The 13725-nt window shown below is 71.3% G+C and carries 15 protein-coding genes; 6 read left to right on the top strand and 9 right to left on the bottom strand.

What is annotated here, in order from left to right; genetic code table 11:
- The first annotated feature begins 164 nt into the window (after positions 1–164).
- Complete coding sequence (locus ABEE00_RS26355; RefSeq protein ID WP_451918668.1) at positions 165–1010, top strand: polysaccharide deacetylase family protein; 846 nt, start codon at positions 165–167, stop codon at positions 1008–1010.
- Between the two features lie 24 nt (positions 1011–1034).
- On the opposite strand, the gene ABEE00_RS26350 is transcribed toward ABEE00_RS26355, so the two are convergent.
- From ABEE00_RS26350 to ABEE00_RS26340, 3 genes are all read right to left on the bottom strand, one after another.
- Positions 1035–2192 carry a lipase family protein gene (locus tag ABEE00_RS26350; RefSeq protein WP_345748149.1) on the bottom strand — a complete coding sequence of 386 codons (1158 nt, stop codon included), beginning with the start codon at positions 2190–2192 and terminating at the stop codon, positions 1035–1037.
- 114 nt (positions 2193–2306) lie between these two features.
- A complete protein-coding gene (locus tag ABEE00_RS26345; protein WP_345748148.1) occupies positions 2307–3500 on the bottom strand; it encodes a lipase family protein in 1194 nt (397 codons plus the stop codon).
- A 96-nt stretch (positions 3501–3596) separates the two neighbouring features.
- Entirely contained in the window at positions 3597–4652 is a 1056-nt protein-coding gene (locus ABEE00_RS26340) for an AraC family transcriptional regulator (protein ID WP_345748147.1), read from the bottom strand.
- 132 nt (positions 4653–4784) lie between these two features.
- On the opposite strand from ABEE00_RS26340, the gene ABEE00_RS26335 reads away from it, so the two are divergent.
- Complete coding sequence (locus tag ABEE00_RS26335; RefSeq protein WP_345748146.1) at positions 4785–6563, top strand: AMP-dependent synthetase/ligase; 1779 nt, start codon at positions 4785–4787, stop codon at positions 6561–6563.
- Between the two features lie 158 nt (positions 6564–6721).
- On the opposite strand, the gene ABEE00_RS26330 is transcribed toward ABEE00_RS26335, so the two are convergent.
- From ABEE00_RS26330 to ABEE00_RS26315, 4 genes are all read right to left on the bottom strand, one after another.
- Positions 6722–7690, bottom strand: coding sequence for a TauD/TfdA dioxygenase family protein (locus ABEE00_RS26330; RefSeq protein ID WP_345748145.1), 969 nt, complete (start codon positions 7688–7690; stop codon positions 6722–6724).
- A gap of 383 nt (positions 7691–8073) precedes the next feature.
- Positions 8074–9330 (bottom strand): methyltransferase domain-containing protein, encoded by a 1257-nt coding sequence (locus ABEE00_RS26325; protein WP_451918667.1) that lies wholly within the window; start codon positions 9328–9330, stop codon positions 8074–8076.
- A complete protein-coding gene (locus ABEE00_RS26320) occupies positions 9327–9620 on the bottom strand; it encodes a DUF397 domain-containing protein (RefSeq protein ID WP_345748144.1) in 294 nt (97 codons plus the stop codon). The genes ABEE00_RS26325 and ABEE00_RS26320 overlap by 4 nt, the downstream gene beginning before the upstream one ends.
- Positions 9617–10435 (bottom strand): helix-turn-helix domain-containing protein, encoded by an 819-nt coding sequence (locus ABEE00_RS26315; RefSeq protein WP_345748143.1) that lies wholly within the window; start codon positions 10433–10435, stop codon positions 9617–9619. The genes ABEE00_RS26320 and ABEE00_RS26315 overlap by 4 nt, the downstream gene beginning before the upstream one ends.
- A gap of 154 nt (positions 10436–10589) precedes the next feature.
- Here ABEE00_RS26315 and ABEE00_RS26310 point away from each other — a divergent pair, with 154 nt between their 5' ends.
- The 4 genes from ABEE00_RS26310 (at position 10590) to ABEE00_RS26295 (ending at position 12082) form a co-directional block, all read left to right on the top strand.
- Positions 10590–10766 carry a hypothetical protein gene (locus ABEE00_RS26310; RefSeq protein WP_345748142.1) on the top strand — a complete coding sequence of 59 codons (177 nt, stop codon included), beginning with the start codon at positions 10590–10592 and terminating at the stop codon, positions 10764–10766.
- Positions 10763–10933, top strand: a complete 171-nt coding sequence (locus ABEE00_RS26305) for a hypothetical protein (protein WP_345748141.1) — start codon at positions 10763–10765, stop codon at positions 10931–10933. Before ABEE00_RS26310 ends, ABEE00_RS26305 begins: the two co-directional genes overlap by 4 nt.
- 235 nt (positions 10934–11168) lie before the next feature.
- Positions 11169–11714: a hypothetical protein gene (locus ABEE00_RS26300; protein WP_345748140.1), complete on the top strand. Its 546-nt coding sequence runs from the start codon at positions 11169–11171 to the stop codon at positions 11712–11714.
- A gap of 20 nt (positions 11715–11734) precedes the next feature.
- Complete coding sequence (locus tag ABEE00_RS26295) at positions 11735–12082, top strand: hypothetical protein (protein WP_345748139.1); 348 nt, start codon at positions 11735–11737, stop codon at positions 12080–12082.
- A 74-nt stretch (positions 12083–12156) separates the two neighbouring features.
- Here the strand turns inward: ABEE00_RS26295 and ABEE00_RS26290 are convergent, their stop codons facing one another.
- Positions 12157–12630 (bottom strand): thioesterase family protein, encoded by a 474-nt coding sequence (locus ABEE00_RS26290; RefSeq protein ID WP_345748185.1) that lies wholly within the window; start codon positions 12628–12630, stop codon positions 12157–12159.
- A gap of 89 nt (positions 12631–12719) precedes the next feature.
- Complete coding sequence (locus ABEE00_RS26285) at positions 12720–13676, bottom strand: 3-hydroxyacyl-CoA dehydrogenase NAD-binding domain-containing protein (RefSeq protein ID WP_345748138.1); 957 nt, start codon at positions 13674–13676, stop codon at positions 12720–12722.
- Between the last annotated feature and the right edge of the window lie 49 nt (positions 13677–13725).

Below are 13725 nucleotides of genomic sequence, written 5' to 3'. Positions count from 1 at the left end.
CACCGGGCCCCACCAGCGCAAAGGCGCTCCACGGGCCACTCGCGGTGTGGCTTATCTCTCGCCCGTTTCCGCTCAGGAACTTCTGGATGCCCTCAACCCTCTGAATAGGTGACCCGTCCTCGCATGCGGGTCTAATCGGACTGTTCAGGTATATGGGGGCATGCGTGTTCGTGAAGGGGAAGCGGCGGCCCAACGGCGTCGCGGCGGTCGCCGGTGTCGGTACGGCGCTGCTCGGGCTCGTGCTGGGGCTGGCCGTGCAGGGGGAGGGCCACGCGGGCTCGGTGGCCGAGGCGCCGAAGCCCCAGCAGAAGGCGCGGCCCGCCACGCCTCCCCCGCCCAAGCCGACCGCGCGGTCCATATCCCACGAGACGGAGACGGGTGCGGCGGGGAAGGGCGCCGCGGGGACGGGCGCCGCGGGGACGGGCACTGCGGGGAAGAGCGGCAAGGCCGTCGCGCTCACGCTGGACGACGGGCCGCACCCGGTGTGGACCCCCAAGATGCTGGACCTGCTGGACCGTTACCGCATCAAGGCCACCTTCTGCCTCATCGGCCCGAACGCGGAGAAGAACCCGAAGCTGGTGCGGCGCATCGTCGCCGACGGGCACCGGCTGTGCAATCACTCGGTGAGTCACGACACCGCCATGGACGGCAAGTCCGTCGCGTACCAGGAGCAGGAGATACGCGATGCCAAGCGCATGATCGACAAGGCCTCCGGGGGCGCGCCGCTGCGCTACTACCGGGCGCCCGGCGGCGCGTTCACCCCCGACAGCCGCGCGTACGCGGCGAAGAACGGCATGCGCCCCCTCGGCTGGACGGCGGACTCCGACGACTGGCGGCTCCCCGGCGTCGACGCGATCGTGAACACCGTCCAGCGCGAGGTGGGCAACGGCGCGCGGATCATCCTGACCCACGACGGGGGAGGCGATCGCGCGGAGACGTACGCGGCGCTCCAGCGGCTCCTGCCCTCACTGCGCGAGCAGGGCTACTCCTTCACCTTCCCCCAGGCGTGAATCCGGGGTCCACGTTCTCGCTCCCTACTGCTTGAACTGCTTGGCCAGCCAGCTCATCGCCATCGGCGACCCGGCGACCGCCCCCGACACATGCTCCAGCGGCAGCGAACGGAAGTCGACGTCGGCGCCCCTGTCCCGCCACTCGTCGCGCAGGCGGGTGCCGACCTCGTACGGGATGAGGGTGTCGGCCGTGCCGTGGTAGAGCAGCACGGGCGCGTCCGGCGCGGTCGTCCCGAGGGTGGATTCGCGCAGTCGCTTCTGCCAATCGGGACGGTGCAGCGGGTTCGTGGTCGTGATGTCGTCGATCTTGCCGAACGGCCATGTCGCCGCGCCCAGTTCGATGCACTGCGTCTCGGCGATCTTCTTCTGGAGCCTGCCGCGCGCGTTGAGGTAGTGGTCCAGCCTGAGCTCGGGGAAGGCGGCGTCCTGGCCGACCGCCGCCATGGCGAGGAGCCCCGAGCCCATGTTGCCGTCGTTGAAGTCGGCGACCTTGTTGAGGTCGGCGGGCACGCCACCGGTCGCCGTGCCCTTCACGTCCAGCTCGGGCGCGTACGTACGGTGCAGCTCGGCGGCCCAGCCGCTGGCCTGGCCGCCCTGCGAGTACCCCATGATCCCGACCGGGGAGTCTGCGCCGACCCCCATCTCCTGCGCCCCCGGCAGGCGTTGGGCCGCGCGGGCCGCGTCCAGCATCGCGGTGCCCTCGGAGCGGCCGACCGTGTAGGTGTGCGTGCCGGGCGTGCCCAGCCCCTCGTAGTCGGTGACCGCGACGGCCCAGCCGCGGGCGATCGCCTGCTGGATGAGCGAGCCCTCCTTGGTGGTGCCCTTGGGGAACCCGTTCGAGGGCGCGCACTTGTCGGCGAGCCCGACGGTGCCGACGGCGTACGTGACGAGGGGGCGCGGCCCCTTCTTTCCATCCTTCGGGACGATCACGGTGCCGGACACGGTGTTGGGGCGGCCCTGCGCGTCGGTGGACCGGTAGTGCACCTTCCAGGAACGGGAGTCGGAGGGTGTCACCGGGTTGGGCAGGAAGCGCTGGGCCTGCGCGGACAGCACGTCACCCGGTCTTTGGCCGTTCCCCTCTGCTTCGGCGGTGCTCCCGGAGAGTGCGGCGGCCGGCACGGCGAGCGCGACGGCCGCCGCGGCGAGGCGTGCGCTGCGGGCACGGGACGTACGGATGTGCATGCGGCTCTCCCGGCGTCGGCGTGTGCGGTGCGGTGCGGTGCGCGGTTGTGCGTGGGTTGCCGGGAGAAAGTAGTGAGCCGCGGGTACGTCAGGCGCTGACCGGAGCGCTCACATTCACTGGCCGCGCTGTGCCGTACCGGCTGACCGGCCGCAGTTGTCGGGGGCCGGTCGGTCGGCGAAGCGGCCGGCGAGCCAGTTCATGGCGGGGTTCGAGCCGAGGACGGCCGCGCCGACGTGCTTCTGTCCCGGGTACGTCTGCCAGTCGACGGCCACGCCGCGCGCGCACCAGTCCGCGCGGAGCCGGCGCCCCACCTCGTACGGGATGATCTCGTCGGCGCCGCCGTGGTACAGGCGTACCGGCGCGTCCGGTGCGGTGCGGCCGAGCCTGTCGGCGCGGAGCGCGGCCTGCCAGTCCGGCTGGTCCAGCGGGTTGCGCGTGGTCACGTCCTCGATGCGCTTGCCGGCGCCGGCCCGGGTGTTCTCCTCCACGCACCCCTTGCGCATGAACGCGGCGAGGCGCCGCCCCTCGTCGTTCAGATACCGGTTCAGGCGCAGCCTGGGGAACGCCGCGTCGTGCCCGATCGCCGACATCAGCACGAGGCCGGAGTCCGGGTCGCCCGGGCCGTTGTTGTAGAGCGCCGTCTTCTCCAGGTCGGCGGGCACGCCGCCGGAGGCGGTCCCCTTCACCTTGAGCTCGGGCGCGTACGTACGGTGCAGCTCGGCCGCCCAGGCGCTGGCCTGGCCGCCCTGCGAATAGCCCATGATCCCGACGGGCGATTCCTCGCCGACGCCCATCTCCCGTGCTTGCGGCAGGCGTTGGGCCGCGCGGGCCGCGTCGAGTACGGCGGTGCCCTCGGCGCGGCCGACGGTGTACGTGTGGTCGCCCGGGGTCCCCAGCCCCTCGTAGTCGGTGAGCGCCACGGCCCAGCCGCGCAGCAGCGCGCCGTTGACCAGCGCCGCTTCGGCGGTCCTGCCCTGGGGCAGCGTGGCGGAGGGCGCGCACTGATCCCCCATGCCGACGGTCCCGACGGCGTACGAGACGAGGGGCCGGGGCCCCGCGCGCCCGTCCTTGGGCACGACGACGGTGCCGGACACGGTGTCGGGCCGCCCCCGCGCGTCGGTGGACCGGTAGTGGACCTTCCAGGCGGAGGTGGGGGTGGGGAGGTGGGGCGCGAGGCGGAAGGCGGAGGGCTCCGTGCGGGTGATGTCGCCGGGGCGGGGCTGCGCGGCTTCGCTGGTGGCGGGCACGAGCGGAATAAGGCCGCAGGTCGCGGCGGCGGCGAGGAGGCGGATTCTGCGCCGGTGCATCTGGGCTCCCAACGGTCGGTGGTGCTGGGACATTCATGACCGTAGGGAGGACCGCCCATATCCGTTAATGACCGAACAGCTCACATTCGGTGCGGCTCAAGCGCCGCCTTGGCGGAACGCCCCCGGCGTCGTCCCCGTCCAGCGGCGGAACGCTCGGTGGAAGGCCGTGTCCTCCGAGAAGCCCAGGCGATGCGCCAGCGAGGCGATGGGCTCCTGGCCTGTGGCCAAATAGGAGAGCGCCGCGTCCCGCCGTACCGCGTCCTTCAGGGACTGGAAGGACAGGCCCTCGGCGCCCAGGCGGCGGCGCAGCGTCGCGGGGCTCACCGCCAATTGGGCCGCGACCACGGCGAGTTCGGGGACGCGGCCACGTTCGCGCAGGCCGGAGCGCAAGGTGCGCGCCACCTGTTCCCCCACCGACGCGTCCCACGTCCTCCGCGCCAGCAGATCGGTCGGCGACCGGCGCAGAAGCACCCGCAGCGACCCCTCGTCCTGCACCACCGGCTGCCGCAGCCAGCGCGCGTCGATCGCCGCCCGCGTCACCTCAGCGCCGAATCGCGGCACGCACCCGAGCATCGCCTCGTACTCCGACCGGTGCGGCTGAGCCGGCGCCGGGTACGCGAACTCCGCCCACAGCAGCGGCACCGCCCGCCCCACCAGCCACGCCGACAGCCGGTGCCACAGCACGATCAGGCACTCGGCGAGGAAGTGGTCCCGGTCCTCGGCGAGTTCGCTGCGCACCGCGTACCGGAACACCCCGTCCTCGGTGTCCAGCGCCAGCTCGGGCCCGCGCGGGAACAGCCCGTAGAAGCGGATCGCCCGGTGCAGCGCGCTGCCCAGGTCGGCGCAGCCGATCGAGGCGTAGCACATCATCGCGAAGGTGCCGGGTCTGCTGGGCGCCGGCCCGAGGCCCAGGAATTCGTCCTCGGTCGCGACGTACACCTCCCGCAGCAGCCGCGCGAAGCGCTCGGGCTCCACCCGCGCCCGCTCGTCGCCGAGCAGCAGCGGCGGAATCCCCGCGCGCTGGAGGAGCGGTACGAGGTCGAGCCCCAGACGTTCCGCGCCGCACAGCGCGGCCCGCACCCGCTGCACGCTGACCGACCGGCGATGGAGGTCCCGGTGTCCCGAGTCCCGGATGTCCCCGTGTGCGACCACGTATCCGAAGGTAACCGCGTTGAGCGCAGAGGTCAGCGGTGGTGACGTTTCCTGTCATCCCGGTGAGGAGACGCGCTGCCTAGCGTCGTCCTACGGTCCGCGCTACACAGGCCAGGTCACCAGGAGGCGCCGATGCCCGCGCACACGGAGCACACGGAGCACACGGAGCACACGGAGCAGCACACGGAGCACCCCACCCGCCCCCGCACCCTCGCGCTGATGGCCGAGTACGCGGCGGACCGGCACGGCGCGCTGCCGGCTCTGCGCCACAAGACCCCCGACGGCACCTGGACGGCAGCCACCTTCGAGCAACTGCGGGACTCCGTACGCGAAGTGGCCCGCGGCCTGATGGGCGCGCACCTCTCCGTACGGCACGGCGACCGCGTCGCGATCCTGGCCGAGACGCGGCCGGAGTGGACGCACGCGCATCTCGCCGCGTTCGCGGTGGGCGCGGTGGTGGTGCCGGTGTATCCGACCGCGGGGGAGGAGGAGGTCGCCTGGGTGCTGGGCGACTCCGGCGCCACAGTCGTGATCTGTGAGAACGACGCGCAGGCGGCGCGCGTCGAGAGCCTGCGCGCCGCGGGCGGGCTCCCTGAGCTGCGGCACGTGGTGCGGATGCCGGACATGTACGCGGTGTCCCAGCCGGCGTCCCTGGAGGCCCTGTCGGCGCGCGCCGAGGCCGTCGGCCCCACCGACCCCTGCTCCATCGTCTACACCTCCGGCACCACGGGCCTCCCCAAGGGCTGCGTCCTCACGCACGGCAACATCACCGCCCTGCACGACGCGACCGAACCCCTGCTGGAGGGCGGCCCTGGCACGCTCACGTACCTCTACCTCCCGCTCGCGCACCTCCTCGCCCAGCTCATCGAGTGGCGCGCGCTCCTCGCGGGCAGCGAACTCGCCTATTTCGGCGGCCGCATCGAGAACGTCGTAGCCGAGCTCGCGGAAGTGAGACCCACTCACCTTCCCTCCGTCCCCCGCCTCTTCGAGAAGGTCCACGCGATGGTGGAGCAGGTCGCCGAGTCGCGCGGGCCCGACGGCAAGGAGCGCTTCGAGGCGGCGATAGACGTCGGAGTGCGGGTCGCGGACCTGCGGGCGCGAGGGGAGGAGCCGGAGGGGGAGCTGCGGGAGCGGTACGAGGCGGCCGAGGGCGCGTTGTACGGGCTCGTGCGCGGGGTCTTCGGCGGCCGGCTGAAGTGGGCACTGACGGGCGCGGCGCCGATCGCTCCGCGCACCCTCGACTTCCTCCGGGCCTGCGGGATCGAGGTGTACGAGGGGTACGGGATGACCGAGTCCGGCGGGGTGATCACGCTCAACCACGCGGGGGCGGTGCGGTACGGGACGGTGGGGCGGCCGATACCCGGGGCCGAGGTGCGGATCGCGGACGACGGCGAGGTGCTGGCGCGGGGGCCCGCGGTGTTCCCCGGCTACCACCGGAATCCGTCCGCCACGGCCGCCGCCCTCTCCCCCGACGGCTGGCTCCACACCGGCGATCTGGGGTCCCTGGACGAGGACGGCTACCTCCGCATCACGGGCCGCAAGAAGGAGCTGATCATCACCTCCGCGGGCAAGAACCTCTCCCCGTCGGAGGTCGAGCTCGCGATCCAGTCCTCCCGCTACGTCTCCCGCGCCGTGATGATCGGCGACAACCGCCCGTACCCGGTGGCCCTGATCACCCTGGACCCCGACACGACGGCCGACTTGTCCCCGTCGACGGCCCGAGCCCGCGTCCAGCAGGCGGTGGACGAGGCGAACGCGAAGGTGGCCCGCCCGTCCCGCATCCGTGCATTCGCCGTGCTGGACGACGACTTCACGGTCGAGTCGGGCGAACTCACCCCCACGCTGAAGCTGCGCCGCGCAGCGGTGGCTGAGCGCTACGCGGCCCGGATAGTCGCGCTGTACGAGGGGTAACGCCCGCCCCTCCCCCCCCCCACTAGGTGTGCCCACCCGTACCGCCCCTCGGGGCGGTCCGAGTGCCCACACCTAGGTGGGGGAGAACGCGGGGCGCAGCCCACGCTCCTCGGGGGGCGGCGTAAGCCGCCAGCGCAGCGTCAGGCGCTAAGCGCGCCTCAGAACGGCCGGTCGCCCGCGATCGCGACGCGCTCCGCCACCCGCCGGTGCGGGAAGTAGTCGTCGACCGCGTAGTGCTGGGTCGCGCGGTTGTCCCAGAAGGCGATGTCGCCCGCCTGCCAGGTGAAGCGCACCTGGAACTCCGGCACGTGCGCCTGCCGCACCAAGTAGGAGAGGAGCTGGTCGCTCTCCTCCCGCGACATCCCCACGATCCGCGTCGTGAAGGACGTGTTCACGAACAGCAGCTTCCGCCCCGTCTGCGGATGCGTCCGCACCACGGGGTGCTCGACCGGCGGAAACTCCTCCTGGAGCGGGATCAGCTTCTCGTCACCGTAGAAGCGCCGGAAACCGGGGATGAAGTCGTGGATCGCGGTCGCCCCGTCGATCTTCGCCTTCACCTCGTCCGGCAGGTTGTCGTACGCGGCCGCCATGTCCGCCCACATGGTGTCGCCGCCCACCGGCGGCACCTCGCGGAGCTGGAGTACGGCGCCCATCGCCGGCTCCTCGCGGAAGGTGACGTCCACGTGCCACACGTTCTCGAACGTCGGCACCGCGCTGCTCCCCTTGTCGAAGCGCGCCACCTCGTCCGAGGAACCGCGCGCGAGCAGCGGGTTGGTCTCCAGCGGGCCCCAGTTCTTGGCGAACGCGGCCTGCTGCTCGGGCGTGAGGTGCGCGCCCCGGAAGAAGAGCACCTTCCACTCCTGGAAGGCGCGGTCGATCTCTTCGAAGACGGCCGGGGAGAGCGGCCTGCTCAGGTCGACGTCGCGGATCTCCGCGCCGATGATCCGGCCCTGCGGTACGACGGTGATGTGCTCGTACGGCCGGTCCTCCCAGCCCTCGGGCACGCGGTTGAGGATGCGGCGGCCCTCGTACATGCCGCCCTCGGGCACGTGGGCCTCGCGGAGAACGGGCGTTTCAGGCGCCTCGGAGGACTTCTGGGCAGGGGTGTCCTGGGCGATGACAGTCATGTGAACGATCCTTGCGGTCGGTTGTCGGTACGTCCGGCTGGGGCACGGATGCCACAGCTAGAGGCCCGACCGCTCACACCCGCGCCGCCACGGCACGCCGAGCAGCGCGGCGGGGGCGGTAGAGGTGTAGGAGATCATGCGAGCCATTTTCCGCGGCCCGTACGCGGCACGTCAACCGGTGTGAGGTGGATTACGGCACGTCAGAGGGGGAGTCGACGTACGAGCGGTGCAGCGTGTACGTGGCGTACGTGCCGCCGCTGGGCCCGGTGGCCTCGGCCCATTCCGTGACCAGGAGCGCGCGTTCGCGGCCACGGTGCGCAGCCCGAAGGCGCCGGCCGGGCGCTCCGCGTCGTGAACCACGCTGCGGTGCAGGCGGGTTCGGTTCAGCCCGGGGCGTTCGATGCCGGGTACGAGGGTGTCGACGCGGCTGACGACCCCGGTGCGGAGGGCGCGGGCCCACGCGAGGCGGTGACTCTGTTGGTCTCGGTGTCGAGCCACGCGAACTGTTCTTCGGGAGTCACGGTGAGACCGAACCGCTCGTAGTCCGGCCGCCCATGCTCCTGCCACCAGCCGTACGCGGCTTCGACCTCGTCCCACAGGCGACGCGGCCCCGACTGGTAGACCTTCGACTCCGGCCGCCCGTCCCGGAAGATCGCCACGGCCCAAGAGGCGTCGCTCAGTCCGTAGAACCACACCGGCCGCATCCCGTCGCGTTTGTCCGCCACGGTGTGCCAGCAGTCGGGCACCCGCAGGCCGATGGCGAACGGCGCGGGGGCGAGCGTGTCCACCGCGAACGCGGACTCGTCGAGCCTCGTCACGGACTCCTCCCCGTTCCCCGTCACGTTCTCGGGCACGTAGGAAGCGTGTCCGGCGAACGGCAGACGCTGAGTGCGCAGCTTCATGAACTGCACAGGGCGGATGATGCGTCCCGACGCCGTGCCGTCCTCGCCGACGGTGAGCCGCGCCACCGCGTCCCGGTGGGTGTAGTGCGTCCCCCAGGGAGTCACGATCAGCCCGCCGGGCCGTGTCTGCTCCACCCATGCGTACGGGATCTGCCGGAGTCCGCAGGTCGCGACGATCCGGTCGTACGGTGCGCCGTCCGGGTGGCCCGCGTATCCGTCGCCTGCGACGACGTGGGCCGGCAGCCCTGTCCGTTCCAGCGCGGTGCGCGCGGTCGTCGCCACGGCGGCGTCGACCTCCATGGTCGTGACGTTGCGTGCGCCGACCCGGTGGGCGAGCAGAGCGGCGTTGTAGCCCGTACCCGTGCCGATCTCCAGCACCTTCTGCCCTGGCCGTACGTCCAGGTCCCGGAGCATGGAGAACACGACGTTCGGCATGCTGGCCGAACTCGTCGAGACCCTTCCGGGCCAGGGCCCCTCGTGCGTCCCGTCGTCCCACTGCGTGACGATGGGGACGTCGCTGTCGGCGTACCCCTGCCAGGAGTCGGGGTCTTGTTGTTTGTCGACGGTGACCGTGCGGCCGGTGGCCACGTCGAAGGGCCACATCACCTCGGGCAGGAACGCGGCACGCGGTACGTCTTCGAAGGCGCCGAGCCAATCGGGGGTCATGGCCTGCATCTCCAGCAGGGAGCGGCCCAGCTCCTCACGAGTGGGCCGCCCGTTCCGCCCGGCTGCGCTCACCGCGCCAAGAAGGAGGCCCAGGCGGCGGCCGAGAACGTGAGCGTCGCGCCGCCGGGGTTCTTCGAGTCCCGTACGTGGACGGTGTGCGGGCGGCAGTTGGCGACCTCGACGCAGGCTCCGCCCTCGCCGCTGCTGTGGCTGGACTTCCGCCAGTCCAGGGCGACTTCGAGGCATTCGCCGCCGCCCGGCCCGCTGTGGCTGGACTTCCGCCAGTCCAGGGCGACTTCGAGGCATTCGCCGCCGCCCGTGCCGCTGTAGCTCGACTTGAACCACGCCAACTCGCCGCTCAAATTTCCTCCATCAAGCGCTTGATGAGGCTCGCTGAGTGCGCGGGTGGCAGAGCCCGTGCCAGAACCAGCCCAAAGCGATGCATCCACGCGCTGGCCTCATCCTTGTCGGAGACAAGAATGCTCTCTTCCTGGACCTCGGCATAGCCCAGCATCCTTTTGTCCGGAAGCTCCAGCAGCGTTACCGATCCCGGAGCGCACACAGGGTCCTCGCAGTCCAGGGGAAACACCAGTACTTGGACGTTGTGCAACTGGCCGACGTCCAGCAGGTGTTGGAGCTGGCCACGGGCAACCCCGTGGCCGCCCGTACGGCGCCGCAGCACTGCCTCGTCGACGACGAAACAAAGGTAGGGGATTGGGCGGCGGCTGAGCAGCGCCTGCCGGGCCAGTCGCTCGGAGACGAGCCGTTCGACCTCGTCCTCGTCCCGGTACGGGATGCTGACCCTCAGAACCGCGCGTGCGTATGCCTCCGTCTGCAACAGGCCGTGAACGGTCTGCGTTGCGTACGAGTTCAAGCTGAGCGCCTGCGCTTCCAACTGGAAGAACTGGCCGAACCGCTTCGGGTACCGCTGGCGCTCCAGCTCGTCGCCCACACACGCGAGCACTCCGCCCGCGTCCAGCGCGCGGTCGATCGCGCACGCCGTCGCCGCATCGGCGATCCGCTCACCCCTCTCGAACGCCCCGATCGTCGACTCGGCGAAACCGACCAGCTCACCCAACTTCCCTCGCGACATGGAACGGCCCTCGCGGAGCCTCTTCATCTGCTTGCCGAAGCCCTTCACGAAAGACGAAGGCTCTGGGAGTTCGAGTTCGGTCACGGTGTTGGCCACCCCTCGTTGCCACAGTTGGCGCGGCACCGGCCACAGTGACTCGCTGTAGGGGCACCGATACTTTTCAGCCTACGGCCGTACCGGAATCTTCGTACCCATGAATCCGGAAGTGACCCCACAAACTCCCGCGCCAGAAAGCGCGTTGGCGCTCGGTCGACGGGCCGCCGAGGAACTGGCCGCGGCCCTCGCGCTGGCCGAATGCAAGCTGCCGTCCCTCACGGGCGGTTTCCCCGTCATGGGCCGCGCGTACGTGGAGCTGGGCGGCGCGAACGCCGAGACGGTGTTCCACCTCGCGCGGTGGATCAGGGAGCGCGCGTGAAGGGGGAGGGGGCGCGGATGACGCTGCGCGTCTACCGCCTCGCCGCCGACGGTCGCCGCACGCCGATCCGTACGGTCGTCGCCTCCGGCGAACGCCCGTTCTCCGGCTTCGAGAACCCCGGCACGTACCCGCCCTGCCAGTGCCCCGTACACCGGGGGCGGACATGACGCACCAGCGCAGTGCGGGGTTGTCCTTCGCCGGGAGGAGATCGGGTCGCGCGGCTTCTCCTCCCTCGGAACCAACCCATCCCGGCAAAGCGGGCAACGCGCACGGAACCGAACTCCCGGGCTTTACCCGGGTAAAGAAATGCCGGTAGAACTTCAAAGCCGCCGGTCAGGGCCGTTCGTTTCGACCCGTACAGCCCCGACCGGCAGCACGAACGACAACGCACGGAACCACAGAATGGGAACCAACGTGTCGACCTCCATATTGTCGCGCACCGCGCTGCGCCGTACCGCCCTGACCGTCGCGGGCCTCACGGCGGCGAGTGTGTTCGCCACCGCCACCTCCGCGCACGCAGCCGCCGCGACCAGCGAGAACCGCGCCGCCCAGGCCGCTGCCGCCGCGAGCGGCGAGACCCCGGACGTGACGGACGAGCAGATCGCGTTCATCAAGTCCGAGCTCGGCCCCGAGGCGGAAGCGGAGCTGGCCGCCGCGCTCAGCTCCGCGCCGGACGACGCGCCGGCGCCGCGCGCCCTGCCCATCGCCGCGGTGGCCATCGCCGCGGCGGCCTGGTGCGCCAGGGGCGCCGTGGCCAGCATTCCGACCTCGGTGCTCAGCGATGTCGCGGACGGCAAGTTCTCCGGCAAGGGCACCTACGCCAAGAACGCCATCATCGGCTGCCTGGGCGGCGAGATCGGCGGCTGGGCCTGGAAGGTGCTGCCGGGCTGGGTCAAGAACAAGGCCGTCGCGGCGGTCGCCGCCTTCATCATCAAGTACGTGCGCTAGGCCCTGGAGAATCGCTGAGCATGGCTTACTTCACCGTCGTCTGCTTCTCGGTGCTGGGTGCGGTGTCGCTCCTGGCGGCCGTCACCGGGTACCGGGGGCAGGCGTGCGACCGGCATCGCGGGTACGAGGTGCCCGAGCGGGTGCGCGCGGACGCCGCGCTGCGGAAGCGGGCCAACGAGACGGTCGCGTTCTGGTGCACCGGCGCGGCCGTGCTCAGCGTGCCGCCGCTGGTGCCGTCGGCCGGCGCGATCCTCCGTGGCGACGGCGGGAGTTCCTGGTCGCTCGGCGCCCTGGCCGCGCTGGCGGCCTACGGATTCCTCGTGGTGGTCCTCAGCCGCTACCCGTTCGAGAAGATCAAGCACATGTGAGGAGCCCGGCGCAGCACGAGCGCCCCGGCCGGAGGGGTGTCGGCCGGGGCGCTGTGTGTGGGCTCTGCCCGGGGTTACTTCGGGACGCGGCCGATCGAGCGGCCCGCCCACTCCGGCAGGTCCTTCTCGACCAGCTCGGAGAAGCGCTGCTTCACCCCTTCGGGCATCGGCGCGGAGCGCCCCTTGCCCTGGTCCACGTGGATGCCGAGCAGTTCGGTCGTCGCCACGGGCTCCTGACCGTCCACCTCGCCCACGTACATCTCGTGCGCGAAGCGGACCTTCTTCGCGTCGGCGCCGAGAATGCGCGTGACGACGGTGAGTTCGGCGCCCTCCTCCACCTCCTGGAGGTAGCGGACGTGCGCCTCGGCGGTGAAGAGCGAGCAGTTGCTCTGCTCGCGATAGCGCGGACCGAGACCGGTCTCGATCATCATCGCGTCCGTGGCGTGGCCGAAGACGAGCACGTAGAACGCCTCGCTCATGTGGCCGTTGTAGTCGATCCACTCGGGGCGCACGGTCTGCCGGAATTCCGGCAGCGGCCCGTCGTTGATGCCGACCGGCTCCGCCTCACCCGCGGTTGCGGCGGCGGTCCGGGTTTCCTCTTCGGCTGTCTGCTCGGTCACTTGGAGCCTCCCTATAACTACTGGGGCAGTCGGCCGGTCGCCCGCAGAACGTCGATGACGCCCTGGTCGCGCTCGGCGACGAGGTCCGCGATCGAGCGCTCGCCGGCGGCTTCCTCACAGCCGTCGACCATCGCATCACGCAGCGCCTTGTCGAGCTCCGGAGCCTCAAGACGCGTCCACGGCGACTTCAGCGACGGGCCGAAGTGGTCGAGCATATGTCCCATGCCGCCTTCGCCGCCCGCGAGGGCGAAGGTCAGGCAGGGGCCCATGAACGCCCAGCGCAGCCCCGGTCCTTCGGTGATCGAGTCATCGATGTCCTTCACCGTAGCCTCACCGTTGGCGACCATGTGCAGGGCCTCCCGCCACAGGGCCTCCTGGAGCCGGTTGGCGATGAAGCCGGGGAGCTCCTTGTCCATCTTGATCACGGACTTGCCCGCGACCTCGAAGAACTCCGAGGCCCAGTCGACCTTGTCCTGGTCGGTCTTCTCGCCGCCGACGACCTCCACGAGGGGGATCAGGTACGGCGGGTTGAAGGGGTGCCCGACCAGCAGGCGGCCCGGGTCGGCCGCCTTGGTCTGCATGTCGGTCATCGGGTAGCCGGAGGTGGAGGAGGAGATCACCACGCCGGCCGGCGCCGCGGCGTCGATCTGGGCCAGCAGGTCCTGCTTGAGCTCCAGGTTCTCCGGGGCGCTCTCCTGCACGAAGTGCGCGTCGGCGACGGCCTCCTCGACGGTGGAGACGACCGTGAGCCGGTCCTGCGAGGCGCCCTCGGCGAGCCCGAGCTGGGTGAGCGCGGGCCAGGCGGCCTCGACGAGACGGCGCAGCTTGGTCTCGCCGTCGGGCGCGGGGTCCCACGCCTTGACGTCGTACCCCTTGGCGAGGAAGTGCGCGACCCAGCCGCCGCCGATGACGCCGGCGCCGACGCAGGCGACCCGGGTGACGTCCTGGGGGGATATGGGAGTGGGGGTGGACATGAGGGGAGTTCCTCTCTGGGGTGAATTCAACTTGGCCCGCCGCAGCGGC

This window comes from Streptomyces odontomachicola (assembly GCF_039605595.1).
GTDB lineage: Bacteria > Actinomycetota > Actinomycetes > Streptomycetales > Streptomycetaceae > Streptomyces.
Note: the sequence above shows the minus strand (reverse complement) of the source record. Positions and strands in the feature narration are given on the sequence as shown.